18 protein-coding genes are annotated in these 24,051 nt (G+C 53.2%); 2 read left to right on the plus strand and 16 right to left on the minus strand.

Annotated elements, in window-relative coordinates:
• Positions 1–11: 11 nt before the first annotated feature.
• The 13 genes from RGU70_RS01830 to RGU70_RS01890 form a co-directional block, all read right to left on the minus strand.
• Positions 12–662, minus strand: a complete 651-nt coding sequence (locus tag RGU70_RS01830; RefSeq protein WP_322207714.1) for an NADP oxidoreductase — start codon at positions 660–662, stop codon at positions 12–14.
• Positions 659–1,360, minus strand: coding sequence for a 2Fe-2S iron-sulfur cluster-binding protein (locus RGU70_RS01835; protein ID WP_322207715.1), 702 nt, complete (start codon positions 1,358–1,360; stop codon positions 659–661). The genes RGU70_RS01830 and RGU70_RS01835 overlap by 4 nt, the downstream gene beginning before the upstream one ends.
• A complete protein-coding gene (locus RGU70_RS01840; RefSeq protein WP_322207716.1) occupies positions 1,357–3,165 on the minus strand; it encodes an NAD(P)H-dependent oxidoreductase subunit E in 1,809 nt (602 codons plus the stop codon). The genes RGU70_RS01835 and RGU70_RS01840 overlap by 4 nt, the downstream gene beginning before the upstream one ends.
• Before the next feature lie 772 nt (positions 3,166–3,937).
• Positions 3,938–4,774 carry a nickel transporter gene (locus tag RGU70_RS01845; RefSeq protein ID WP_322207717.1) on the minus strand — a complete coding sequence of 279 codons (837 nt, stop codon included), beginning with the start codon at positions 4,772–4,774 and terminating at the stop codon, positions 3,938–3,940.
• A 452-nt stretch (positions 4,775–5,226) separates the two neighbouring features.
• On the minus strand, positions 5,227–6,291 hold the full coding sequence (fba, locus tag RGU70_RS01850) for a class II fructose-bisphosphate aldolase (RefSeq protein ID WP_322207718.1): 1,065 nt from the start codon (positions 6,289–6,291) through the stop codon (positions 5,227–5,229).
• A 127-nt stretch (positions 6,292–6,418) separates the two neighbouring features.
• Complete coding sequence (gene tkt / locus RGU70_RS01855; protein WP_322207719.1) at positions 6,419–8,434, minus strand: transketolase; 2,016 nt, start codon at positions 8,432–8,434, stop codon at positions 6,419–6,421.
• 12 nt (positions 8,435–8,446) lie between these two features.
• Positions 8,447–9,331 carry a phosphoribulokinase gene (locus RGU70_RS01860; RefSeq protein ID WP_322207720.1) on the minus strand — a complete coding sequence of 295 codons (885 nt, stop codon included), beginning with the start codon at positions 9,329–9,331 and terminating at the stop codon, positions 8,447–8,449.
• Between the two features lie 24 nt (positions 9,332–9,355).
• Positions 9,356–10,435, minus strand: coding sequence for a class 1 fructose-bisphosphatase (locus tag RGU70_RS01865; RefSeq protein ID WP_322207721.1), 1,080 nt, complete (start codon positions 10,433–10,435; stop codon positions 9,356–9,358).
• 83 nt (positions 10,436–10,518) lie between these two features.
• Positions 10,519–11,214: a ribulose-phosphate 3-epimerase gene (rpe, locus tag RGU70_RS01870; RefSeq protein ID WP_322207722.1), complete on the minus strand. Its 696-nt coding sequence runs from the start codon at positions 11,212–11,214 to the stop codon at positions 10,519–10,521.
• A 1-nt stretch (position 11,215) separates the two neighbouring features.
• Positions 11,216–11,980 carry an HAD family hydrolase gene (locus tag RGU70_RS01875; RefSeq protein ID WP_322210676.1) on the minus strand — a complete coding sequence of 255 codons (765 nt, stop codon included), beginning with the start codon at positions 11,978–11,980 and terminating at the stop codon, positions 11,216–11,218.
• A gap of 5 nt (positions 11,981–11,985) precedes the next feature.
• Positions 11,986–12,909: a CbbX protein gene (gene cbbX / locus RGU70_RS01880; RefSeq protein ID WP_322207723.1), complete on the minus strand. Its 924-nt coding sequence runs from the start codon at positions 12,907–12,909 to the stop codon at positions 11,986–11,988.
• A gap of 48 nt (positions 12,910–12,957) precedes the next feature.
• Positions 12,958–13,377 carry a ribulose bisphosphate carboxylase small subunit gene (locus RGU70_RS01885; RefSeq protein WP_322207724.1) on the minus strand — a complete coding sequence of 140 codons (420 nt, stop codon included), beginning with the start codon at positions 13,375–13,377 and terminating at the stop codon, positions 12,958–12,960.
• A gap of 92 nt (positions 13,378–13,469) precedes the next feature.
• On the minus strand, positions 13,470–14,933 hold the full coding sequence (locus tag RGU70_RS01890) for a form I ribulose bisphosphate carboxylase large subunit (RefSeq protein ID WP_322207725.1): 1,464 nt from the start codon (positions 14,931–14,933) through the stop codon (positions 13,470–13,472).
• A 126-nt stretch (positions 14,934–15,059) separates the two neighbouring features.
• Here RGU70_RS01890 and RGU70_RS01895 point away from each other — a divergent pair, with 126 nt between their 5' ends.
• The gene (locus tag RGU70_RS01895; protein WP_322207726.1) at positions 15,060–15,971 is read left to right on the plus strand and encodes a LysR family transcriptional regulator; all 912 of its coding nucleotides are present in this window, start codon (positions 15,060–15,062) and stop codon (positions 15,969–15,971) included.
• Positions 15,972–16,065: 94 nt separating this feature from the next.
• Here the strand turns inward: RGU70_RS01895 and RGU70_RS01900 are convergent, their stop codons facing one another.
• The 3 genes from RGU70_RS01900 to RGU70_RS01910 form a co-directional block, all read right to left on the minus strand.
• Positions 16,066–17,013 (minus strand): cation diffusion facilitator family transporter, encoded by a 948-nt coding sequence (locus RGU70_RS01900; RefSeq protein ID WP_322210677.1) that lies wholly within the window; start codon positions 17,011–17,013, stop codon positions 16,066–16,068.
• A 216-nt stretch (positions 17,014–17,229) separates the two neighbouring features.
• Complete coding sequence (locus RGU70_RS01905) at positions 17,230–19,587, minus strand: NADP-dependent isocitrate dehydrogenase (RefSeq protein ID WP_416186467.1); 2,358 nt, start codon at positions 19,585–19,587, stop codon at positions 17,230–17,232.
• Between the two features lie 310 nt (positions 19,588–19,897).
• On the minus strand, positions 19,898–21,775 hold the full coding sequence (locus RGU70_RS01910; RefSeq protein WP_322207727.1) for a methyl-accepting chemotaxis protein: 1,878 nt from the start codon (positions 21,773–21,775) through the stop codon (positions 19,898–19,900).
• Between the two features lie 570 nt (positions 21,776–22,345).
• On the opposite strand from RGU70_RS01910, the gene RGU70_RS01915 reads away from it, so the two are divergent.
• The gene (locus tag RGU70_RS01915; protein WP_322207728.1) at positions 22,346–23,995 is read left to right on the plus strand and encodes an FMN-binding glutamate synthase family protein; all 1,650 of its coding nucleotides are present in this window, start codon (positions 22,346–22,348) and stop codon (positions 23,993–23,995) included.
• The last annotated feature ends 56 nt before the right edge of the window (positions 23,996–24,051 follow it).

Genomic DNA, 24,051 nt, shown 5'->3' on the forward strand with positions numbered 1-24,051 from the left:
AATAATTTCTCTCAGTCGTAACGGTTCATTGAGGTAGGCAGATCCACTGGCCGGCCATTCACGAGATCGTCCAGCACCTTGTAAATTGCATCGCCATCAGGCGGGCATCCGGGAATGAAGTAGTCCATCTTGACCACTTCATGGCAGGGATACACTTTGGTCGTTACCTTAGTCAGATCAGGATGATTAGGAATGATGGGAATGACGCCGGGGACGGCGGTAATGGAATGGATATAGGCTTCATCCAGACATTCGCTCAGCGGCAGCATGTTGCGCATGGAAGGCACACCACCCCAGACGGCGCAAGCGCCGACCGAAATCAGAATGTCGCAGTTTTCGCGATAGTGTTCCAGTGTCTCGATATTTTCTTCGCTGGCAACGCCACCTTCCACAAAGCCGACCACGCAACGCTCGGGAATACGTTTGATGTCGGTCAGCGAAGAACGCAATATCGTGACCTTATCCAGCAGGGTAAATATGCGTTCATCCATGTCGAGAAACGACAGCGTGCAGCCCCAGCAACCGACAAGGGCAATCATCGACACCTTGATTTTCCCCTCCTGCGTTGCCAGAAATTCGGCATCCACCGGGGTCTTCGGCAAATCGTGACTGAACATGACGTTGTCAGCGGGATCAACATTTTTCAAAGAATGATTACTCATTTCATGGCTCCCTCTAAAGCGCGATCACGGATGGACTTGATATCGAATTTCCGTTTTCCTATCGGGTCGTTGAAACCGATTTTTTTCTCGACAATGGTGCCGACCGGACACAGATCAACCGCACGGGCAACCTGTTCTTCCGTCATCTTGTTGGCGAGTTCTTCATTGATTTCAATCCGTGAATTGGCACCTCGTCTACTGATGCTGAAGATTTTTTTACCGGTTTCCTCATCGCGCACAAATTCCACGCAGCGCTGGCAGAAAATGCAGCGGTCGCGTTCGAGCAGGATTTTTTCAGAGCCATAGTCTCTGACCCGCGGCGTAAAGCGATATTCGAAGCGCGATACCATCATCTCCACTTCATAACCCACCGCCTGCAAATCGCAACGTCCGCTTTTTTCACAACTCGGGCAGTTATGATTGCCCTCGGCAAACAGGCTTTCCACCAGCGCCTTGCGCATATCGGTGATTTCCGGCTCGTTGACCACGACTTCCATGCCGTGCGAAACAGGAACGGTGCAGGCCGCGGCGACAGTCCCGCCTACTTTCACCGAGCACACCCGGCAAGTACCCAGACATGGCTCACCTTTCATATAGCAAAGCGTAGGAATGTAGACGCCATTTGCCAGCGCAACATCGACCAGATTGTCGCCCTTGCGGGCGTTGATGTTTTTCCCATCTATGGTGATTTGAATCATGAAGTGCTCCTATCGCTGAGTGTAGAGATCGCTTCCAGATAGCCTCTGCGGCTTTCCTTCAAATCAAATGAAGGCAGTAAAGGACCTTCCTGCTTGACCAGTTTTTCCTGGTAGAGCTGCGGAAAATTTTCCAGCGTCGTCAGAATCGGTTTCGGCGAGGTTCCGCCAAGCCCGCAACGACTGGTCTTGCGCACCAGTTTTCCCCACACCACCACTTCATCGAGATCCTTTTGGCAGGCCTTGCCATCAATGACGCGATTGATTTTCTTGAACAGATCGACGTTACCGGAGCGGCAGGGAACGCAGATGCCGCATGACTCATTGACAAAGAATTGCGTGAATTGCCTGACGATCCCCAACAAGTCGCGCGAGCGGTTAAAGATCATGAAGGACCCGTTGCACGAGAGATCTTCCAGCGCGATTTTTCTGTCGCCGTCTTTCTCTACCGAGACGCATTCGCCTGAGGGGCCACTGACCTGCACTGCCCAGGCATCTTTGGCACCGGCTTTTTTCAGCACTTCATTGAGCGTGATGCCCCATTCAATTTCATAAATTCCCGGCGCATCACAATCACCGGAAATACTCAGAAGCCGGGTGCCGGCGGATTCAGCGGTACCCATCGCTTTGAACCAGGAAGCCCCTTTGTCGATGATGTGGGTCACGGCAACAAAAGTTTCTACATTGTTCGCGCTGGTCGGCTTGCCGAGATAACCCATGTTGACCGGATAAGGCGGTTTGACGCGCGGCGTACCGCGATTGCCTTCCAGCGATTCAATCAAGGCAGTTTCATCGCCGCAAATGTAAGCGCCTGCGCCCATCTGGATGCGAATCTCAAAATTGAACTCCGGCTTGCCACCAATGGCCTTGCCCAGCAGGCCTTCGGCACGAAACTCGGCCAGCTGCTTTTCCAGATAATTCTTAAGATAAAAATATTCGGAGCGCAGATAAATAATCCCTTCCTGCGCGCCAATGGCATATCCGGCGGTGATCATGCCAAAGATGACTTCCTGTGGCGACTCCATCAATAAAACGCGATCTTTGAAGGTGCCCGGCTCTCCCTCATCGGCATTACAGATAACGAAGCGGGTCTTTTCCTCATTGTCGGAACACAGACGCCATTTCAGGCCAGTTGAAAATCCAGCGCCTCCGCGCCCGCGCAATCCCGATTCGGAAACCGTTTTAGTCACCACATCCGGCGGGCTGCAAATGACTCTGTTGAGCAAGGATTTGAAATCAGTTTTCCCCTGAAAAAACAGCGGTCCTTTGCTGCGAATCCCGGATTCCACCATGGTGTGGACATACGCCAGCGTGTCAGTTGCCAGACCGTTAGGATTGACGATTTCCGCAGGTGTTTCACCATTTTTCAAACGATGAATAATCCGCGCAATTTTTTCAGGCGTTAAGCGGGTAAATACTTCTTTGCCAATCAACATGGCCGGTTCCTGGTCGCTTAGTCCGATGCAGGAAGTGGTTTCCAGGCAAAAGGGGCCGACCTCTTCATGTGCGCCAAAGACGCAGCCGGTCTCTTTTTCCAGCGCATCAAAAACAGCCTGATAGCCGTGCATCTTGGCGATGACCGTATCGCTGAGATAAATGTGATGCTTGGCTGCAGGCTTGCCGAGGAAGAAATGGTAAAAGGAATAAGTCTCCCTGATGTCCTGCTCGGTAGTGCCGAGTTTGTCCGCCATAGCAGGCAGCACTTTATCCGGGATGTAACCCCATTGATGCTGGACATCCCAGAGAATATCCATTAGACGGGTTCTGTCGGAATGGTAGCGATCGAGGATTTCATTGATCTTTTTCATATGCTTTTAATCCCATCAAAAGTTGGTCGAAAATAAACCGGCCTCAGGTGTGCCGATACTATTTTGAATGCCTAAAACAACCCACTATTTGATTGGAGCGCCTGAAAATTTCTGGCTTTGCATATCTTCATTCATGTTTTCATTCATTTCAAATCTCCTTCGGCTTTCACCGTATTTTTAAGTTATTGAATGCCGACCGAGTGAAACTGCGGATGCTGCAATCGCACAACGCTCTGGCTGGGTATTAGTTGATGAGCAGCTTTCATGCCATAACAATAAAAGACAAATAAGGGACAAATAAAGCGCGGGTAAAAAATCTGCGTTGTCGGGTTCAGGGCTGCCCATCCCTTTTCCGCATTGATAAAACGATCTGTCTAATCAGTACGTAGTGCAAAGTGGAAAGAAGTTGACCGGCTGCCGCCATGGTGCGGCGCAGGATAGAAGCGGGTAAAAAATGCAACCGAGTGACGTGATGAAATGAGGCTGAAATGAAGATTGCCTTTCACCGCAAAGAAAATACGGACTGAAAATCTGATTCCGGCATGTTCACGCCGTATATCTTGTTGGATACGGAAACAATGGGAAGTTCATCGTTAATGATGACGATGCGGCGCCATGATCGGTCGAACTCTGATGGCGTCTCTGAATAAGCGTAAGGACGATGCCAACTCAGGCCTGCTTCCAGAGGCCTTGTATCAATGGCAGGCTCAATGGCTACGTTCAATGGCTACGTTCAATGGCTGCGTTCAATGGACCCCTGCAATGGACCCCTTCAATGGCCGTCTTCAATGACCTGCACGCATTTTCTTGTGCCGACCTGATTCAGACTCCGTGCTGCAAAATACCCGATCAAGATAATCGCCAGCACCATCAAACCCACCATCAGCTCTTTGCCGTCGGCCCAGGAGTCCACCGCCTCTGAATAAAATTTCGCTGCGCCGAATCCCGCCACGATCAGCGCACTGCATGCGACCAGCAAGGAAAATAGCCGACCGGCCTGCTGCACAAAGTGCTCGCTGCGCTTGATGAGACTGGCAACAACCAATCCATTCACCGTATCCGTCGCCACCATTCCTAATACAAAACACAGGCCTAATATCAACGTCGCAGACATCCCGCCATGCAGACTTCCAGCCAAACCAAACCAGGCGGCAATCGTCATCGCATCCAGTGAAAGCGCAAATAAAGCCCCCACCATCAGACTCCCGCCCACACCATGCGGGACCGACAAACGCATAATCCAGTTTGCCATGGGCGACATCCGTGGTGCCGATGCAGCATCTTTCGGTTGCCATGCATTACGCAGATTAATCATGCCGATCGACAAAAGAAAAATAATGGAAATCCAAATGCCCAAAGAATCCAGCCAATACGGCAAGCGGCCGATGCCGTACCACGCAAACATCCACGCCGCACCCAGTACCACTACGCCATGCCCACCCGAAAACAGCAGTCCACACAGACGCGCCAGACGCGTTCGCCCATGACGCGACTGGAGTCGCGCTAGTCCATCAATACTGGCTAAATGATCGGCATCAAAGCCGTGCTTAATACCGAACAAAACGGCAAACGCCATTAAGCTGGTCAATGCCAGGGAAGATTCGGGCATGGTGGTCTCCGGTGATGGTGTAATTTTTTTACTATTGCATACAAGAATTGTGCCCATGCTGATTTGAGCGTCAATCCACTTCCTCAATGCGCAGCGCGCACCATGACTCTTCCCCTCGGCAAGGAGTAAAGCCGGGGTTTGAGGCACATTCAATACGTAATGGGAAGGGCGGTAGTGCGAGGAGTGATGAGTACTATGGGCCCGCCAAAGTGGAAGCCATCTTTGCTTTTTCTCGCCAAAAAGCAAAGAAGTCTCTCGCTTTCTAGCGGCGGAGGCATATCAAAATGATGATGCCCTTTGTGAAGTAAGTCGCATGCGCAGAGGCGTGAGTCAGAGCGATGTAGTCAGAGGAAAATTAATTCGCTATGGAGAACGTAAAACAGGCAAGACGTACCGCTTGGTCAGCCTTGCCTTGGAGTGTCACACTGCATTACGGTAGAGGATATGAATTCTCAACGGACAACGGCAAGCAGCTCACCTTTGGCATATCGTTGCGCCATTCGCTCCAATGGCGTCACCTGTATTTTCGATGCTTTCCCGGCAGAGCCAAACGCTTCAAAGCGCACCTGACAGATGTCCTTGGCTGCTGCCGTGGCATCTTTAAAAAATTTACGCGGATCGAATTCCGATGGATGCTGCGCCATCGTGCGCCGCATCGCCCCCGTCATTGCGAGCCGGATATCGGTGTCGATATTCACTTTGCGCACGCCGTATTTAATTCCTTGCAGAATTTCTTCCACCGGCACGCCATAGGTTTCCTTTATGTCGCCACCATACTGACGGATGATATCGAGCCACTCCTGTGGCACAGAAGATGAACCGTGCATCACCAGATGCGTATTGGGAATGCGCGCGTGAATTTCCTTGATGCGACTAATCGCCAGAATATCGCCGGTCGGCTTGCGGCTGAATTTGTAAGCGCCGTGACTGGTACCAATCGCAATCGCCAGCGCATCCACGCCGGTTTTTTGAACGAAGTCCGCCGCCTGCGCCGGATCGGTCAGCAATTGATCGTGGGACAAAATTCCTTCGGCCCCGGAGCCATCTTCCTCTCCCGCCTTACCCGATTCGAGCGAGCCAAGACAGCCCAGTTCGCCCTCGACCGACACACCAATGTAATGCGAAAAATCCACCACTTTGCGCGTGACGTCAACGTTGTAATCGTAGGAAGAAGGTGTTTTCATATCCTCCATCAAGGAGCCATCCATCATGACGCTGGAAAATCCTGAACGAATCGACGCCTGACAAACCGCCGGACTACCGCCATGATCCTGATGCATGCACAGTGGAATATGCGGATACGTTTCCACTGCCGCCTCTACCATTTTGCGCAAGAAAACTTCACCGGCATATTTTCTGGCCCCGGCAGAAGCCTGCAAAATGACAGGGCTATCGCAGGCATCCGCCGCCTGCATGATCGCCAGAATTTGTTCCAGATTATTCACATTGAACGCGGGCACCGCGTATTGATGATCGGCGGCATGGTCCAGCAATTGACGTAGTGATACGAGGGACATGTCATCTCCTTGATGTGTTGTTGTATGTGTTGTTGCAATCAGATATGAAAAGTGTGGCGACGCAGATGAAGCGACGATGCGCCAAGTTGGCCGATCTAGCCGCGCCCGGATCGCTTGAGATCGTTCATCACCAGGCTTTAAGTAAAGTCAGTGCGCATTCTGCCAAATGGGCAGGCGTGAGATTGAAATGTTCGTAGAGCTGCCCTGCCGGAGCCGATTCGCCAAACGTGTCGATACCGAGAGCAATGCCGTTTTCTCCGACGACCGCACGCCAGTACCACGTTACGCCGGCTTCGATGCTGACGCGTGGAATTCCGACGGGTAAAACATGATGGCGATAGTGGATATCCTGCGCATAAAACAGCTCGACGCAGGGCATCGACACGACACGTACCGCGACGCCCTCCTGCGCTAACTTCTCGGCGGCGGATGTCGCGATTTCCACTTCCGAACCGGTCGCAATCAACACTACCAGCGGCGAGGAACAATCCAGCAAGATATATCCGCCACGAGCGATAGCATCGATCTGTTCGGCAGTGCGTGAATAAGGAGTCAATGCCTGTCGCGACAACACAAGACAGGTCGGGCCATCAGTGCGTGTGATTGCGGCTTGCCACGCGATGGCCGTTTCCACCCCGTCACATGGTCGCCAGAGCCGGTTATTCGGAATCAGGCGCAGGCTGGCAGCATGCTCGATAGGTTGGTGCGTCGGCCCGTCTTCTCCCAATCCGATAGAGTCGTGCGTGAGCACATGAATCACGCGCTGCTTCATCAATGCGGCCATGCGGATTGCATTGCGTGAATAGTCGGAGAAGACCATGAAGGTGCCTCCATAAGGAATGAAACCGCCGTACAGCGCCATGCCGTTCATGATGCCCGCCATGCCGAATTCGCGTACGCCATAACTCAGGTAATTGCCGCTACCATGATGATTGACCCACACCGAGGCTTTGACATTGGTGAGATTGGAACCGCTCAAATCTGCCGATCCGCCAAAAAATTCGGGAAGCAGGGCCGTGATATGTTCGAGCACAATTTGCGAGGCTTTACGGGTGGCCACTTTTTTATGCAGCGCGCCATCGCTGTCGATGAGCTGTGAAAACGCAGCGGATAATCTGGCTGGTAAAATCCCTTCCTTGCGTCGCGTCAACTCCATTGCCAACTCAGGATAAGCCGCTTGATAAGCGGTGAATTCACTATCCCATTCCGTCTGACGCACCTTCCCGATTGCACGCGCATCCCATGCCTGCGCAAATTCGTCCGGGATATCAAATGGCGCGGCAGTCCAGCCTTTTTGCGCGCGCATGGCGGCGATTTCAACTGCGCCTAAAGGCGCACCGTGAACATCGTGACCGCCTGCCTTGTTAGGCGCGCCCTTCCCTATGACTGTTTTGCAGCAAATGAGACTTGGTCGACTGCTCTGTGATTTAGCCTGATGAATTGCGGCATCAAGCGCCTCCACATCATGTCCATCCACCGAAGCAATGACATTCCAGCCGTAGGCAGCAAAGCGCTTGGGGGTGTCATCGTTAAACCAGCCTTTGACATTGCCATCGATGGAAATGCCGTTGTCGTCATAAAAGCAAATCAACTTACCCAAACCCAGCGTGCCGGCCAGCGAACTGACTTCGTGACTGATGCCCTCCATCAGGCAGCCGTCACCGACAAATACATAGGTGTAGTGATCGATGATCTCGTGTCCCGGCCGGTTAAAACTGACGGCCAGCATTTTTTCTGCCAGCGCCATACCGACCGCATTTGCCAGACCCTGACCCAGCGGACCGGTACTTGTTTCCACTCCGGGCGTCACCCCGATTTCAGGATGCCCTGGCGTTTTTGAATGCATTTGCCGGAACTGTTTGAGTTCCTCTATCGGCAAATCGTAGCCAGTCAGATGTAATAAGCCGTAGAGCAACATGGAACCATGTCCGTTGGATAAAACGAATCTGTCGCGATTGAGCCATGTCGGATCGGAGGGGTTGTGTCGCATGTGCCGACGCCACAGCACGTCGGCAATATCGGCCATTCCCATTGGCGCACCGGGATGGCCGGATTGCGCTTTTTCGACCGCATCGGCAGCCAGGAAGCGCAAGGCATCGGCGGGAGTGGCCTGTGAAATACGGCCTATATCAGGAGCATTCATGATGAGTCTTTCTTAGAGTGAACCCAGAGCGCGTTTTTTGCGCTCCATCATCCGCCAGATAAACGGTGTGAAAATCAGTTGCATCGCCAGCTCCATTTTTCCGCCCGGCACCACAATGGTGTTGGCCCGCGACATGAATGAATCCGCCACCATGTTCAACAGATATTGGAAATCGATTCCCTTTGGATTGGCAAAGCGGATCACCACCAGACTTTCATCCGGCGCCGGAATTTCCCGCGCAATGAAGGGGTTGGAAGTGTCCACGCAAGGCACGCGCTGAAAATTGACATGCGTGTGTGAAAACTGCGGACAGATGTAATTGACGTAATCCGGCATGCGACGCAGGATGGTGTCGGTCACGGCTTCGGTCGAATAGCCGCGCTTGGACTTGTCACGCCAGAGTTTTTGAATCCACTCCAGATTGATGACCGGTACCACACCGATCAGCAGATCAGGATGCTTAGCGATATTGATCGTGTCGCTGACCACACCGCCATGCAGACCTTCGTAAAACAGCAAGTCGGTTTCTGGAGGTATGTCTTCCCACTCGGTAAAGGTACCGGGTTCTTGCTGGTAGGGCGCGGCTTCTTCACGATCGTGCAGATACTTGCGGCGCTTGGCGGTGCCTGTTTCGCCGTAAGTGCGGAACATGGTTTCGAGTTCTACGAATAAATTATTGTCTGGCCCGAAATGACTGAAGGTCATGTCGCCCGTCTTTTCAGCGGCAGCGAGCTTGAGCTTCATTTCATTGCGGTCGTAGCGGTGAAAACTATCGCCTTCCACCGTGACCGATTCTATTTTTTCGCGACGGAAAATATTTTCAAAAGTGCGAGTCACCGAGGTGGTGCCTGCGCCCGAAGAACCAGTAATTGCAATAATCGGATGACGTTCAGACATGGCTTGACCTTTCAAAAAGTGGAATCAGAGAGGTATCTGGAACAGGCTGCGTTCATTGAACAAGGGCGCGCACATTTCCACCTTCGCAGGTTCGTTGTGATAAGCCTCGATGCGGTCCACTTCATTCTTTGAACCGAACACCAAGCCAATGCGTTGATGCAGCGATGAAGGCTGCACTGTCAGCACGGGTTTGCGTCCGGTACTGGCGCGGCCACCCGCCTGCTCGATAATGAAACCGATAGGATTGGCTTCATACAACAAGCGCAAACGTCCCTGTCTGTCGGGGTCTTTGGTATCGCGCGGATAAAGAAATACGCCGCCACGCATTAGTATCCGATGCGCTTCCGCCACCATTGAGGCAATCCAGCGCATGTTGAAGTCTTTGCCCCGCGGCCCGGTACTGCCGGCCAGACATTCATCGACATAGCGTTTCACCGGAGCCTCCCAGAAGCGGCTGTTAGAGGCATTGATCGCGAATTCATTGGTGTCCGGCGGGATCTGCATGTCCGTATGCGTCAGAATGAATTCCCCCAGATTCGGGTCGAGAGTAAAGGCATTCACGCCTTTGCCCACGGTCAGTACCAGCATCGTGGTGGGCCCGTACACCGCATAGCCAGCAGCAACCTGCTCCATGCCCGGTTGAAAAAAATCCTCTTCGCTGACGGCCTTTGCGCCATGAGGCGCACGTACCACGGAAAAAATACTGCCCACCGAAACATTCACATCAATATTGGAAGAACCATCCAGCGGGTCAAACACCAGCAGGTATTTTCCCTTTGGATAACAGTCCGGGATTTGGTAAGGGTCTGCCATTTCTTCCGATGCCATACCAGCCAGATGTCCGCCCCATTCGTTGACCTGAATAAAAATATCGTTGCTCACAACATCCATTTTTTTCTGCGTTTCACCTTGCACATTGATCGCACCACCGGCATTGCCTTGCATATCGCCCAGCGCGCCGAAAGCCACCGAGTGCGCAATGCTTTTACAGGCCAGTGCCACGTTCAAAATGAGACTGTTGAAATCGCCGCTGGCTTCTGGATGATGACGCCGCTCTTCAATCAAAAACTGCGTCAGGGTAGTTCTATGTTCAATGATGGGCATGGCAAATGTCTCCGATAAAGATGGAAGCTCTGATGACGCGACTAGAAGATAGCTAGAAGACGCAATCTCAGAGAATGATTTTTTTATTTGACCGCAGCTTGTTCGCGCAGATGTTGCATGATGGTGATGTAAGCTTTATCCGCATCCGGTGCGCCAAATACCGCGCTGCCAGCGACAAAGGTATCGACGCCCGCACGTCTGATCGCCCCGATGTTGTCCGCTTTGACGCCACCGTCCACTTCCAGCCAGATGTCTTGTCCACCTTCCGCTTTATGCGCATCGATACGCGCACGCAGCATCTTGATCTTGTTGTACGTGGCCGTAATAAATTGTTGCCCGCCAAAGCCAGGATTGACGCTCATCAGCAGCACCATGTCGAGCTTGTCCATGACATGGTCCAGCAGATGGAGCGACGTGCCTGGATTGAGCGCCAGTCCGGCTTTGCAGCCGTGCTCGCGAATCAGGCTGAGTGTGCGATCAAGGTGACGGCTGGCCTCCGGATGGAAGCTGATGATATTGGCTCCTGCTTTTGCAAACAGAGGAATCAAGGCATCCACCGGCTCGGCCATCAGGTGCACATCGATAGGAATCGTCACATGCGGCCGTATCGCTTCGCACACTAAAGGCCCTATCGTGAGATTGGGAACGTAGTGGTTATCCATGACGTCGAAGTGCACCAGATCAGCGCCAGCGGCCTGAATGGCGCGCACTTCTTCGCCCAGTCGCGAAAAATCGGCAGACAGAATCGACGGTGCGATGCGGATATCTGAAATGTTCATATCATGCCGACTCAAACAGAGTGCCGTTGTGCCAGCGGCTCAGCGCAGCCAGATCGACCCAACGCTGATCGGCGCCAGGAACATGCTGATGCATGAGCTGGTCGGGATCGCCCAGATGCGGCAAGACGAGAAGGGCGTCATTGAACTGATGCCCGGCGGTATAGGCGCTCGGCGTGACCAGTGTTGGTATGCCTGCCGCACACGCAGCGCGCAAACCATTTTCCGAATCTTCAAAAGCGAGACAGTCACTTGCGGGAAAATCCAGTGCGGCGAGTGCAGCCAGATACACATCCGGTGCGGGCTTCTTATGGATGGCGACAGAGGCGTCGCACACGCCGACAAACAAGCTTCGCCAATCCCGTCCCAAGGTCGTGCGCAGCAAGGCATCAACATTGACTGGCGTGGTGGTGGTGGCAATGGCCATCGGCATCTGCGCGTCATGCGCTTCATTGATGAGACGCAACATGCCGGGTCGCAGAGCGAGTTTTCCGCCGCTGACTATCGCTTCGTAATGCCGCGTCTTGATCGCATGTACTTCGGCAATCGTTTCTCCGACCTTCATTCCATCGGCCTCTTCCGGGTCGATCATCTTCCAGTAGTAGAGAAGTCGCTCTTTGCCGCCGGCCACATCCAGCAGGCCGGCGTACAGCGATTCGCTCCAATACCAATCGAGTCCAACATCGATAAATGCAGCGTTAAAGGCATCGCGATGCGCAGTTTCGGTATCGGCCAGTGTGCCGTCCACATCAAAAATCAGGGCGCTCAGCATAGTTATATTTCCTTTGGTTCGATCTGCAGGGAAGTCGTTGCAAACACCCTGCTGGCCAACAGATCGGGGGCAGTAATTGTCGTCAATGTCGCATCGTCTGCTACCGCATTCACGTCAGTTAATAAGCGCGAGGCATGTCGCAGACGGGCGCGATCCAAGGCATTGCGCACGCTGCGAGCATTGGCGAAATGCGGCTGCTGCATGCGCCGTTCGAGATAATCGATGAAAACAATTTCCGCCTCACGGTCAAAGCGGTACTGCATCGTTTGCAGCATCAACTCGGCAATCTGTAACAGCTCAGCCCCGTTGTAATCGGGGAAGTCGATGTGATGCGCTATCCGTGAGGACATGCCGGGATTCGATTCAAAAAACTGATCCATCCGATCTTTGTATCCCGCGAGAATGACGACTAAGTCATCACGGTTGTTTTCCATTACCTGCAAAAGTATTTCAATGGCTTCCTGACCGTAATCGCGTTCGTTTTCAGGACGGTACAGGTAGTAGGCCTCATCGATGAACAGCACGCCACCCATCGCTTTTTTCAGCACTTCCTTTGTTTTAGGCGCAGTGTGGCCTATGTATTGGCCCACCAGATCGTCCCGCGTGACGGCAATCACATGCCCTTTGCGGACATAGCCAAGGCGATGCAACAGCGCTGCCATACGCATGGCAACCGTCGTTTTTCCCGTTCCGGGATTGCCATAAAAGCACATGTGCAAACTAGGCGCCACCGCCGAAAAGCCGCGTTCCGCACGCAATTTATCGACCAATAACAGCGCCGCAATATCGCGTATCCGTGCCTTGACGGGTGCCAGACCGATCAGTTCGCGGTCCAGCTCGGCGAGCAGTTCTGTGATGCCGGAACTGGCCAGCGCGGCGGCGAAGGGATTGGCTGGTTTATCGGTGGAAACTTCGCGTGTGGGCATGATGCGTCCGGTGATTGGTGCAGTTTCTGATCTGAAGAATTTTCCTGATTAATATCGCGCGCCTTCAGGATTGCTTTGCACCGCGTAACTCTCAATGCTGTAGCGCACGGTGCGTCCTTTATCCTCATGTCGCACCAGACGGAATCCCGGCTCCACTGCCGGACGATTGACGATAAAGGACATCACGATCGATTCCACCCCTTGGCTAGAGTCAAAGGCCGTCATGCGGATGTAATAGCGGGGAAATGTTGAGCGGCAGTTTGCCAATTCCTGCATGATCCCGGCGGGATCGCGCAGATCGAACATAGGCGGGCCGAACATTTCCCAGTAGGTGTTGCGCGGATGCGGGTCGTCGGTATATTCGATGGCAAGCGCCCATCCTTTGGCCAAACAATAATCAATCTGCTTCGTGATTTGCGCGTCGCTCAGTTCGGGCAAAAATGAAAATGTGCCTTGTGTAATTCGCATGATCTTCCTCTTCAATTCTGTAAGCTAATGCAGCGTGTGCATTAAGGTGGCTCTGGTGGCTGCTCTGGTGTCGGTTCTCTTGGTGCTTCTGATTAAGAGACCGATGCTGTCGGCGTGAAATCCGATGTATCGGTAGAGGCGTAGTTAAATGAAATCTCACCCCAGGTATCGAGCGCGGCTTTCAATGGCCCACACCATTTGGCTGCTTCGCGCAGAATGTCCGGTCCTTCGTTTTTGATATCCCGGCCTTCGTTGCGCGCCAGCACCATGGTTTCCAGCGCCACGCGGTTGGCAATAGCCCCCGCCTGTATGCCCTGCGGATGGCCGATGGTGCCGCCGCCAAACTGCAACACCACATCGTCACCAAACAGATCCAGCAACTGATGCATTTGTCCGGCATGAATGCCGCCCGAGGCCACTGGCATGACCTTGCGCAATGAGCCCCAGTCCTGATCGAAGAAGATACCGCGCTGCAAATCGACTTTGGTGTGCGTGTCGCGACAGATGTTGTAATAGCCCTGCACCGTCATCGGATCGCCCTCCAGTTTGCCGACGGCAGTGCCGGTGTGCAGATGATCGACACCGCACATGCGCAGCCATTTGGCAATCACGCGGAACGACACGCCATGATTTTTTTGCCGTGTGTAAGTGCCGTGTCCGGCGCGATGCATATGCAGCATCATGTCGTTCTGGCGGCACCAGTTGGACATCGATTGAATGGCCGTCCAGCCGACCACCAGATCCACCATGACCACGACTGAGCCCAGGTCTTTAGCGAACTCGGCGCGGCGATACATTTCCTCCATGTTGCCGGCAGTGATGTTCAGGTAATGACCTTTCACTTCGCCGGTGGCAGCGGAAGCGCGGTTGACGGCCTCCATCACGAACAGAAAACGGTCGCGCCAGTGCATGAAGGCTTGCGAATTGATGTTCTCGTCATCCTTCATGAAATCGAGGCCGCCTTTCAAGCCCTCATACACCACACGACCATAGTTGCGTCCTGACAGGCCCAGTTTGGGTTTGGTGGTCGCACCTAACAGAGGGCGTCCAAATTTATCCAGCCGCTCACGTTCGACGATGATGCCGGTTGGTGGCCCAGGAAAGGTCTTGATATAGGCGACAGGGAATTTCATGTCTTCCAGTCGCGCCGCTTTCAGCGGTTTGAAACTGAAGACATTGCCAATAATGGAGGCGGTCACGTTAGCGATCGAACCCTCTTCGAAAAGCGAGAGATCGTAGGCAACCCAGCAGAAATACTGACCAGGATTATTCGGCACCGGATCGACCCGATAGGCTTTGGCACGGTACATGTCGCACGCGGTCAGGCGATCAGTCCAGACGACGGTCCAGGTTGCCGTTGACGACTCACCCGCTACTGCTGCGGCAGCTTCGATGGCATCGACGCCATCTTGCGGCGTGATGCGGAAGACGGCCAGAATGTCGGTTTCCTTCGGTACGTAGTCGGCATCCCAATAACCCATCTGCGCGTATTTCAGAACGCCAGCGGCGTAGCGTTTTTTTGAATCGATGATTTGTACTGCGTCCTTACTGCCCATCGCATTCTCCTTGAAGGGCCGATGCCCGTTTGTTTAAACATGGACTTCACTATATAAAGCGACTAGCATCAGGTCTAATAAATAATTATTTACATCGAATCAGTTTTTCCTTATAGATGGGTTGCCATGCGCCGCTATACCCTTCGCCAGCTCGACACGTTTCTCGAGGTCGCCCGCCAGCTGTCGATTTCACTTGCGGCTGAAAAAATGCACGTCACGCAACCGGCGGTATCGATGCAGATGCGGCAACTGGAGGGGGCGATTGGTTTGCCGCTGTATGAGCAGAGGGGCCGCAAAATTCAGCTCACCGATGCGGGGCAGGACTTTCAGCAATATGCGATTGGCGCGGTGGCGCAGTTGAAGCAGCTGGAAGATGCGATGGCGGAACGTCGCGGTCTGAAGAAGGGGCGCGTGGAGCTGGCTATTGTCAGCACGGCCAAATATTTTGTGCCGATGCTGCTGGTACTTTTCCGCAAGAAATTTCCCGATATTGAAGTGGTGCTGCAAATACATAATCGCGAGAGCATCATGAATCTGCTCACGCGCAATGAAATCGATCTGGTCATCATGGGCCACACGCCCGACACCATCGATTGTGCGGCGACCGTCTTTGCCACCAATCCTATGGGGATTATCAGCGCGCCAGGACATCCCTTGTCACGCCGACGTCGTGCGCCCTTTTCGATTCTTCATCAACAGGATTTTGTGGTGCGGGAAATGGGCTCTGGCACGCGTCAATTAATGGAGCGCCTGTTTGCCGAACACGCGATTGATCCGCGCATCGTGATGGAAATGCCGAGCAATGAAACGATCAAACAAACCGTCATGGCCGGCATGGGATTGAGTTTTCTTTCCTTGCGCACCATCCGTCACGAACTGGCATCGGGCCATCTGGTGCTATTGGATATTGAGGGCATGCCGGTCATGCGCCACTGGCATGTGACGCATTTGAGCTCCAAGCGATTGTCGCCTGCCGCCAGCGTATTGAAAGACTTTCTGATTGAAGAAGCGGGGCCGTTGATCAACCTCTGGGCGTAAGCAGCGCGCGCTTTTGCTGCATATTTTTTGCTGCGTATTTTTTGCTGCGTATTCCTGCTGCATATTGCTGCGCTGACATGGACGATGATGCGGTTTATTTTTCGATAGACTGATGATCCAGATCGGGACGCCGCCACGGGTCTACGTGCGTCATCAAATTTAATACGCGATGCCGTTGCAGCACGCGCTGCCGGGCGACCACCGCGATGTCGTGTCCGGCTTCGACGGTGAGTGTCGCATCGACTTCAATGTGAGCATCGACCACGATCATGTCGCCCATCTTGCGCGTGCGAACATCATGAACCCCGCTCACACCGGGCGTTTCAATGAGTGTGTGCCGAATAGCCTCCACCTCTTGCTCGTTGACCGAGCGGTCCATCAGGTCATGCAGCGCATCCCAGCTAAAACCCCAGCCCATCTTGGCGACCATGAAACCGACGATCAGTGCGGCAATCGGATCGAGGAGAGGGTATCCGGCCAGATTGCCGATGATGCCTATCCCCACCACCAGCGAAGAGGCCGCGTCGGAGCGCGCATGCCAGGCGTTAGCCACCAGCATGCTGGATTTGACGCGTTTAGCGGCGGCAAGCATGTAGCGAAACAAGGTCTCTTTCGCAATGAGTGCGCCGCCTGCGGCCCAAAGGGCGATCACATGGACTTTTGGCACCGCATCGGGATTTTGCAGTTTGATAAAAGCAGACCACAACATGCCGATGCCTACCGCGAGCAACAGCAGTCCCAGCGCCAGGGACGCCGCTGTTTCAAAACGCTGATGGCCGTAGGGGTGGTCTTCGTCGGCATCTTTTTTCCCGTGATGGCTGGCGAACAGCACCACAAAGTCGCCCACCAGATCGGACAAGGAATGAATACCATCGGCAATCAGACCCTGTGATTTTGAAAAAATACCGACCAGTACTTGAGCAATGGTCAGTACCAGATTGACGCCCACGCTGACCCAGGTGCTGCGCGATGCTGCTGCCGCACGCTCGGCCTGACTGTGTGGCGTGTCTTCCGCATCATCGGCAATTTCATTGAGGTTCAGCAAAAGGGAATCCTAAAGAATTTGAAATTAAGAAACGGCAAAGCAATTCTGGTACTGGCCGCTTACTTACAACAAAGGCCGCACACATCAGCAAAAGATGTGTGCGGCCCGGGTTCCACGCAAACCTCCGGGAGAAGGTTTGGCGAGGCAATACAGCCCACTGTCCAGATCAAATGCACGGCAAACATGCGCCGTGTCAGATCAAATGGAGAACAATCAGGCAGCGCTCAATGCGGCATTGAAGGTCGCGCTTGGGCACATGACTGCTTTGAGCTTGGCCTGATCAACCAGATAGTAACCGCCGATATCAACTGAATGGCCCTGCACCGCCTTGAATTCTGCGGCAATGACTTGTTCATTCTCAGTCAGTTTTTTGGCCAGCGGTGCAAAATGCGCCTTCAGTTCTGCATCCTCGGTCTGCTCAGCCAGTGCCTGCGCCCAGTACATGGCCAGATAGAAATGGCTGCCGCGATTATCCAGCTCACCGGTGCGTGGCGATGGCGACTTGTTGTTTTCCAACAGCTTGCCGGTCGCATCATCGAGTGTTTTAGCCAGTATCGCGGCCTTGTTGTTGCCGGTCTTGATGCCGACATCTTCCAACGATACGGCCAGTGCCAGGAACTCGCCCAGCGAATCCCAGCGCAGGTGATTTTCTTCCACCAGTTGCTTGACGTGCTTAGGCGCCGAACCGCCAGCGCCGGTTTCAAACATGCCGCCACCGGCCATCAATGGAACGATGGACAGCATCTTGGCGCTGGTGCCGAGTTCCATGATCGGGAACAGGTCGGTCAGGTAATCGCGCAGAATATTGCCGGTGACCGAGATGGTGTCCTTGCCGCGGATGACGCGTTCCAGCGTGTAACGCATGGCGCGTACTTGCGACATGATCTGAATGTCGAGGCCGCTCAGATCGTATTCCTTCAGGTAGGTATGAACCTTCTTGATCAGCTCGGCTTCGTGCGGACGGTATTCGTCGAGCCAGAAGACGGTCGGCATGCCCGACAAACGCGCGCGGTTCACGGCCAGTTTGACCCAGTCGCGAATCGGTGCATCTTTGACCTGACACATGCGCCAGATATCGTCTTGCTCCACATTCTGCTCCAGCAGCACAGTGCCATTCAACTCAACAATGCGCGCTACGCCGTCGAAAGGGACTTCAAACGTCTTGTCATGCGAGCCGTACTCTTCGGCTTTTTGCGCCATCAGACCGACGTTCGGCACGGTACCCATGGTGGTCGGATCGAACGCGCCATTGGTTTTGCAGAAGTTGATGATTTCCTGATAGATGCGGGCGAAAGTGCTTTCCGGAATGACGGCCTTGGTGTCGCGTGGTTTGCCGTTGGCATCCCACATTTTTCCGCCCAGGCGGATCATGGCAGGCATCGAGGCATCGACGATCACGTCGTTCGGTGCGTGCAGATTAGAGATGCCCTTGGCCGAATCCACCATCGCCAGTTCAGGACGGTGTTCGTGGCAGGCGTGCAAGTCGCGCAGGACTTCTTCGCGCTTGGTTTCTGGCAGGGTCTGAATTTTTTCGTAGACGCTGCTCAAGCCGTTGTTGGCATTGACGCCCAGTTCTTCGAACAGTTTGCCGTGCTTGGCGAAGGCGTCCTTGTAGAAAATCTTCACTGCGTGACCGAAAACGATGGGGTGCGATACCTTCATCATCGTTGCCTTGACGTGCAAGGACAGCATCACGCCGGTTTCACGCGCATCTTCCATCTGCTCTTCGTAGAACTTGCACAGCGCCTTTTTGCTCATGAACATGCTGTCGATAATTTCACCGGCAAGCAAGGACACTTTTTCTTTGAGAACGACGACCTTGCCGTCTTTGCCCACCAGTTCCATGCGAACGTCGCAATCCTTGGTCAGGGTCAGACATTTTTCGCTGTGGTAGAAATCGCCGCTGTGCATGTGGGAAACATGGGTGCGCGAAGCAGGGCTCCACTTGGCCATCGAGTGCGGATTTTTACGGGCATAGCGTTTAACGGCGGCCGGCGCGCGGCGATCGGAATTGCCTTCGCGCAGAACAGGATTAACCGCGCTGCCGAGTGCTTTCGAATAGCGCTTCAGAATGGCTTTTTGCTCGTCTGTCTTCGGATCTTCAGGGAAATCAGGAATCTTGAACCCGGAAGTCTGCAATTCGCGAATGGCGGCGACCAGTTGCGGCACCGATGCGCTGATGTTCGGCAATTTGATGATATTGGTGTCGGGAAGCTGCGTCAGACGGCCCAGTTCGGCCAGGGTATCCGGCACCTTCTGTGCATCCGTCAGGAATTCCGAGAATTCGGCGAGGATGCGGGACGCCACGGAGATGTCGCTTTCGACGATATCGATACCGGCTTGTGCCGTAAATGCCCTGACGATAGGCAGTAAGGAACAAGTCGCCAGCAGCGGCGCTTCGTCAGTCAGTGTATAGATAATCGCTGATTTACCTGCAGTCACGATGAACTCCTTGGTGTGGTGTGTGGGAATAGTGTGCGGTTGTGTCGATGCGTTGAATACGCTGCCGCATTGATGTAGCTTGATCAGGTCGCTTTTTCTGTCGTTTGTGTTGCCCGCAAATGCCGTCATGCGCGAATTTAGCGAATTTATTGCGTCCGCAAAACAATCGCTGTTCAGAAACCAGTGTCTTACAGTGTCTTATCGCATCCCGCAGTGCGGAAGTGTATCAAATCTGGCGCAATAAATTGCAGATTGCCGTGGAAAGTCCCTGTAATAAGTCAGTTGAGGTAAGCGGAAGGTGTTGTTGGCGTGCACTTCGGTAGCGGCTCTGTTGAGATAAAGCCAGCACACGCCGGCATGACACCCGCGACATTGCGGAGTAAGCACACAGGAGACTACAAGCGCCTCAGGAGGTAATTAGAGCGTATTCACGTTTCATTTATGCGATGCGCGGCAGCGTTTTTTGGATGAATTGATGCAGAGATGAGGTACTTGCATTTTCCTGATCGTCGATAAAACGTAATCCAATCATGTAGCCATTACCCGCACTTTCGACGCAATACACTGATTCAGCAACAACGCTGACCCCGCTTTCAATCCCATTGAGGGGTACCTGGAAGCGGACCTCAATCTGCTGGCCAACCTTGATGACGGCCGATGTCACAACGCACATTCCCGAGGTCGAAACATCGACAATTCTGGACTCAACGGATGCCGACTCCGCAAAGAAAAGTTGTGCCGGAACCCGCAAGGTCACGCGTGGCGCTGCGCGCTTATTCAGTTTGAATACGTCGACCATCTGCACCAGCCCGGCGGTCTGCTCGCGCAATAAACCAGCGGCGGCAGCGGCCTGCTGCACCAGAGCGGCATTTTGTTGCGTCATTTCATCCAGATAATTAACCGACTGATTGATCTGCTCAATACCGACCGATTGCGCGCTGCTGGCAACAGTGATTTGCCCATTGATATCGGTCACTTTGCCAACACTGGCAACAATATCGTCCATGGCGATACCGGCCTGATCGACCAGCTTGGTGCCGGTTTCGACCTTTTCAACCGAATCAATAATCAGCACTTTGACTTCCCTTGCGGCTGCAGCCGAGCGCTGCGCCAGGCTGCGCACTTCGGCCGCCACCACCGCAAAACCACGGCCCTGCTCCCCGGCGCGTGCGGCCTCTACCGCCGCATTCAAGGCCAGAATATTGGTCTGAAAGGCGATACCGTCAATCACGCCGATAATATCGACGATTTTTTTGGCCGAATTGTTAATCGATCCCATGGTATCGACCACTTGCGACATCACGTGCCCCCCTTTGATTGCCACTTCCGAGGCCGATACTGCCAGCCGGTTGGCCTCTTGTGCATTGCCGGAGTTCTCTTTTACCGTCGCCGTCAGCTCTTCGATTGACGACGCCGTTTTTTCCAGAGACGCCGCCTGCTGTTCGGTACGCCTTGCCAGGTCAAGGTTGCCGATTGCAATCTCATGGGATGCGGTGGCAATGGAGCTGGAACTTGAGCGAACCTCATCAACAATTTTTACCAGGTTGATATTCATCGATTTGAGCGCACCCACAAGCTGGCTAACCTCGTCGCTTCCTTCGGGGTCAATGCGTGTAGTCAGATCCCCGCCGGCAACACTGAGCGCCATCGATATCGCCCGCTCCAGAGGCCGGGTTATGGAGCGGGCGATCCAATAAACAAGACTGATGCTGAGGAATAAAGCAAAGCCCGACAAACCAATAAAAATAATCAATCCTTTAGCGAAAGTTTCTCCTACATAAGAAGTGCTTTCGGTAATTTTTTCCACTTGCAAATCGGATAATTTCCGAATTGTGGAAAAATACGCGTCGAGTGCCGGCTCAAAGCGAGAATCGATCAGTTTTTTTAGCTCGCCATCATTACCGGTTTTTTTTGCCGTAAAAATGACCTCTCGCGCCGCGAGATAATTTTTTCGTTTATTCGCAATTTCCTCATACAAAGCTATTTCATCTGGACTTTTCGACATCTTCTCCAATTGCGCCTGTATTGCTGAAATGCGATCACTACTTTTTTTTATTTTTGATTCCGTTTCTTGCTGAGCGGAGGTGTCGGCATTATTGGCAATCGCCATGGTTCGGGTGCCATTCAAATATGATGCTCCGGCCCACTCATTGACCAGGCGCTCTTTTACAAATACCTCATTGACCATATTGTCAGTTGCTGCACCCGTCTTGCGGATAATGAAACTGCCGATCGTGCTTATCAACAAGGTCAGCAATACCAGCACCCCAAAACCAAATATAAGGCGCGTTCTGATTTTAAAATTAGCGGAATTCATAAACAGACCTTTGTGCGTGCGTGATGAATTCAAATTTTTCTAAAATAGATTTGAATCCTGACTCATACGGTTTTCAATCGTTCTGCCTTCAGCGCTTGCATTAAAAATGTTGCCCGTCATAAGCATTTTAATTTATTAATATTTGCAGGTTGCAATATTATTTAATTAACATTTATTGGCATTATGAAATATTTTCATTAATTTACTTTTATATTATTTTTAAAATATATCTTATTATTTAGTTTGTGAAATAGCGAGTTTTAAATTCCTTTTCATTTATGATTTCTTTTTAATAACAAACCTGATAATCCGATACGGCTGCACGACCTCACTGGCAAGTGCGATCAAAAACCGCCACTCACGATCAGGTGGGATATCGGAAATTACACAGCACGACATTCGGGTTCTGAACAAAACAGATATCTTCTTCAGGCAAGCGTAGTAGACTGAGCCGGCCCCTGATTAGAGCTGCCCTGGTCGCACCATGACCACAATGCCCTGCATATTTCATCAGAGATGCCCTCTTCTGCCCGGCAGTTGACCGGTGCCTCACACAAGAGGAATAGAACAATGCGCAAGCTGCGATTCCCTGTTTTTCCCCTGCGTTATTTGACGTTGGCAATAAGCTGTACCGTTTTTATTTTCGCGCTGGCTGCCGCGCTTCGGATCAATAGCAACTGGTGGTTATGGTCTCTGGCACTTGTTACCGGGGTGTTGACGGTCATCGGCATTGGCGATCTGCTACAAACCAAGCGCTCCATCCTGCGCAACTACCCCCTCCTCGCGCATTTCCGTTTCATACTCGAAGCGATACGTCCCGAGATACGCCAATATTTTCTGGAAGACGATACCGAGAGCAATCCCTTCTCGCGCAACCAGCGCTCCATCGTTTACCAACGCGCCAAGGAAGCGATCGACTTACGACCCTTCGGTACCCAGCTCGACGTGTATGCAAATGGCTACGAATGGATTAACCATTCGATCGTCCCGTCCAACATTGATCACCACGACTTCCGCATCACGATAGGCGCAGATCGCGCCCAGCCTTATTCCGCCAGCGTCTTCAATATTTCCGCGATGAGTTTCGGCGCGCTGTCGGCCAACGCCATTCGTGCGCTCAACAAGGGCGCGGAAATCGGCAAGTTCATGCACGACACCGGAGAGGGCAGCATCAGCCGCTATCACCGCCCGGAAGATCCGTCCATGCCCGGCGGCGATCTGGTGTGGGAAATCGGCTCCGGTTATTTCGGCTGTCGCAATCCGGACGGCAGTTTTTCAGCCGAACGTTTTGTTGCCAATGCCTGCGTGCCGCAAGTCAAAATGATAGAAATAAAACTTTCGCAGGGAGCAAAACCGGGTCATGGCGGCATGTTGCCCGGCTCCAAGGTCACCCCTGAAATTGCCGCTGCGCGCGGCGTCCCGATAGGATTCGATTGCATCTCGCCGGCCAGCCACTCCGCTTTTAATTCACCGATTGGTTTGCTGCAATTCGTTGAGCAATTACGCACCTTGTCCGGTGGCAAACCGACCGGCTTCAAACTGGCAGTCGGCCATCCGTGGGAATTTTTTGGAATTGTGAAAGCGATGCTGCAAACCGGCATCACGCCGGATTTCATCGTGGTCGATGGCAGTGAAGGCGGCACAGGTGCCGCACCGGTGGAATTTGCCGACCATGTCGGCGTGCCGCTGCAAGAAGCGCTACTGCTGGTACACAACACCCTGGTGGGGACCAATCTGCGCAGCAAGATCAAGATCGGCGCCTCGGGAAAAATCATTACTGCATTCGATATCGCACGTACGATTGCGCTCGGTGCTGACTGGTGCAATTCCGCACGCGGATTCATGTTTGCGCTCGGCTGCATCCAGTCCCAAACCTGCCATACCGGCACTTGTCCGACCGGCGTTGCCACGCAGGACCCCTTACGTCAGCGCGCGCTGGTAGTGCCGGACAAGGCGGAGCGCGTCGCGCATTTTCACAAGAACACGCTCAAGGCATTGGCCGACCTGATTGCCTCCGCTGGTCTGCATGGCCCGGCCGAACTCAAACCGCGCCATATCGTCAGGCGGCTCTCTCCGAACCGGGTGATGCTGATGTCGGCGCTCCTGCCTTATCTGGAAGCAGGACAGCTGCTCGACCCGGCGCAGGAACACACACTGTCAGAAGTATTTTCGATCTACTGGCCGATTTCACGCGCGGAGTCATTTCATCCTATCGCTTGAGCAACTGGATCAATGTGTGATGGGATGAGGAATGATCGCTGAGACCGGAAAGCACC

The organism is Herbaspirillum sp. RTI4, from assembly GCF_034313965.1.
Classification (GTDB): Bacteria; Pseudomonadota; Gammaproteobacteria; order Burkholderiales; family Burkholderiaceae_D; genus Herbaspirillum.

Bases quoted from the DNA above. Each gene is read 5' to 3' on its own strand.
- tkt (WP_322207719.1), bottom strand. From the start codon at position 8,434: ATGAATGCTCCTGATATAGGCCGTATTTCACAGGCCACTCCCGCCGAT.
- RGU70_RS01915 (WP_322207728.1), top strand. From the start codon at position 22,346: ATGCGCAAGCTGCGATTCCCTGTTTTTCCCCTGCGTTATTTGACGTTG.
- cbbX (WP_322207723.1), bottom strand. From the start codon at position 12,909: ATGCCCACACGCGAAGTTTCCACCGATAAACCAGCCAATCCCTTCGCC.
- RGU70_RS01840 (WP_322207716.1), bottom strand. From the start codon at position 3,165: ATGAAAAAGATCAATGAAATCCTCGATCGCTACCATTCCGACAGAACC.
- RGU70_RS01830 (WP_322207714.1), bottom strand. From the start codon at position 662: ATGAGTAATCATTCTTTGAAAAATGTTGATCCCGCTGACAACGTCATG.
- RGU70_RS01910 (WP_322207727.1), bottom strand. From the start codon at position 21,775: ATGAATTCCGCTAATTTTAAAATCAGAACGCGCCTTATATTTGGTTTT.
- RGU70_RS01835 (WP_322207715.1), bottom strand. From the start codon at position 1,360: ATGATTCAAATCACCATAGATGGGAAAAACATCAACGCCCGCAAGGGC.
- RGU70_RS01845 (WP_322207717.1), bottom strand. From the start codon at position 4,774: ATGCCCGAATCTTCCCTGGCATTGACCAGCTTAATGGCGTTTGCCGTT.
- rpe (WP_322207722.1), bottom strand. From the start codon at position 11,214: ATGAACATTTCAGATATCCGCATCGCACCGTCGATTCTGTCTGCCGAT.
- RGU70_RS01905 (WP_416186467.1), bottom strand. From the start codon at position 19,587: ATGACGGCATTTGCGGGCAACACAAACGACAGAAAAAGCGACCTGATC.
- RGU70_RS01885 (WP_322207724.1), bottom strand. From the start codon at position 13,377: ATGCGAATTACACAAGGCACATTTTCATTTTTGCCCGAACTGAGCGAC.
- RGU70_RS01865 (WP_322207721.1), bottom strand. From the start codon at position 10,435: ATGCCCATCATTGAACATAGAACTACCCTGACGCAGTTTTTGATTGAA.
- RGU70_RS01890 (WP_322207725.1), bottom strand. From the start codon at position 14,933: ATGGGCAGTAAGGACGCAGTACAAATCATCGATTCAAAAAAACGCTAC.
- RGU70_RS01860 (WP_322207720.1), bottom strand. From the start codon at position 9,331: ATGTCTGAACGTCATCCGATTATTGCAATTACTGGTTCTTCGGGCGCA.
- RGU70_RS01895 (WP_322207726.1), top strand. From the start codon at position 15,060: ATGCGCCGCTATACCCTTCGCCAGCTCGACACGTTTCTCGAGGTCGCC.
- fba (WP_322207718.1), bottom strand. From the start codon at position 6,291: ATGTCCCTCGTATCACTACGTCAATTGCTGGACCATGCCGCCGATCAT.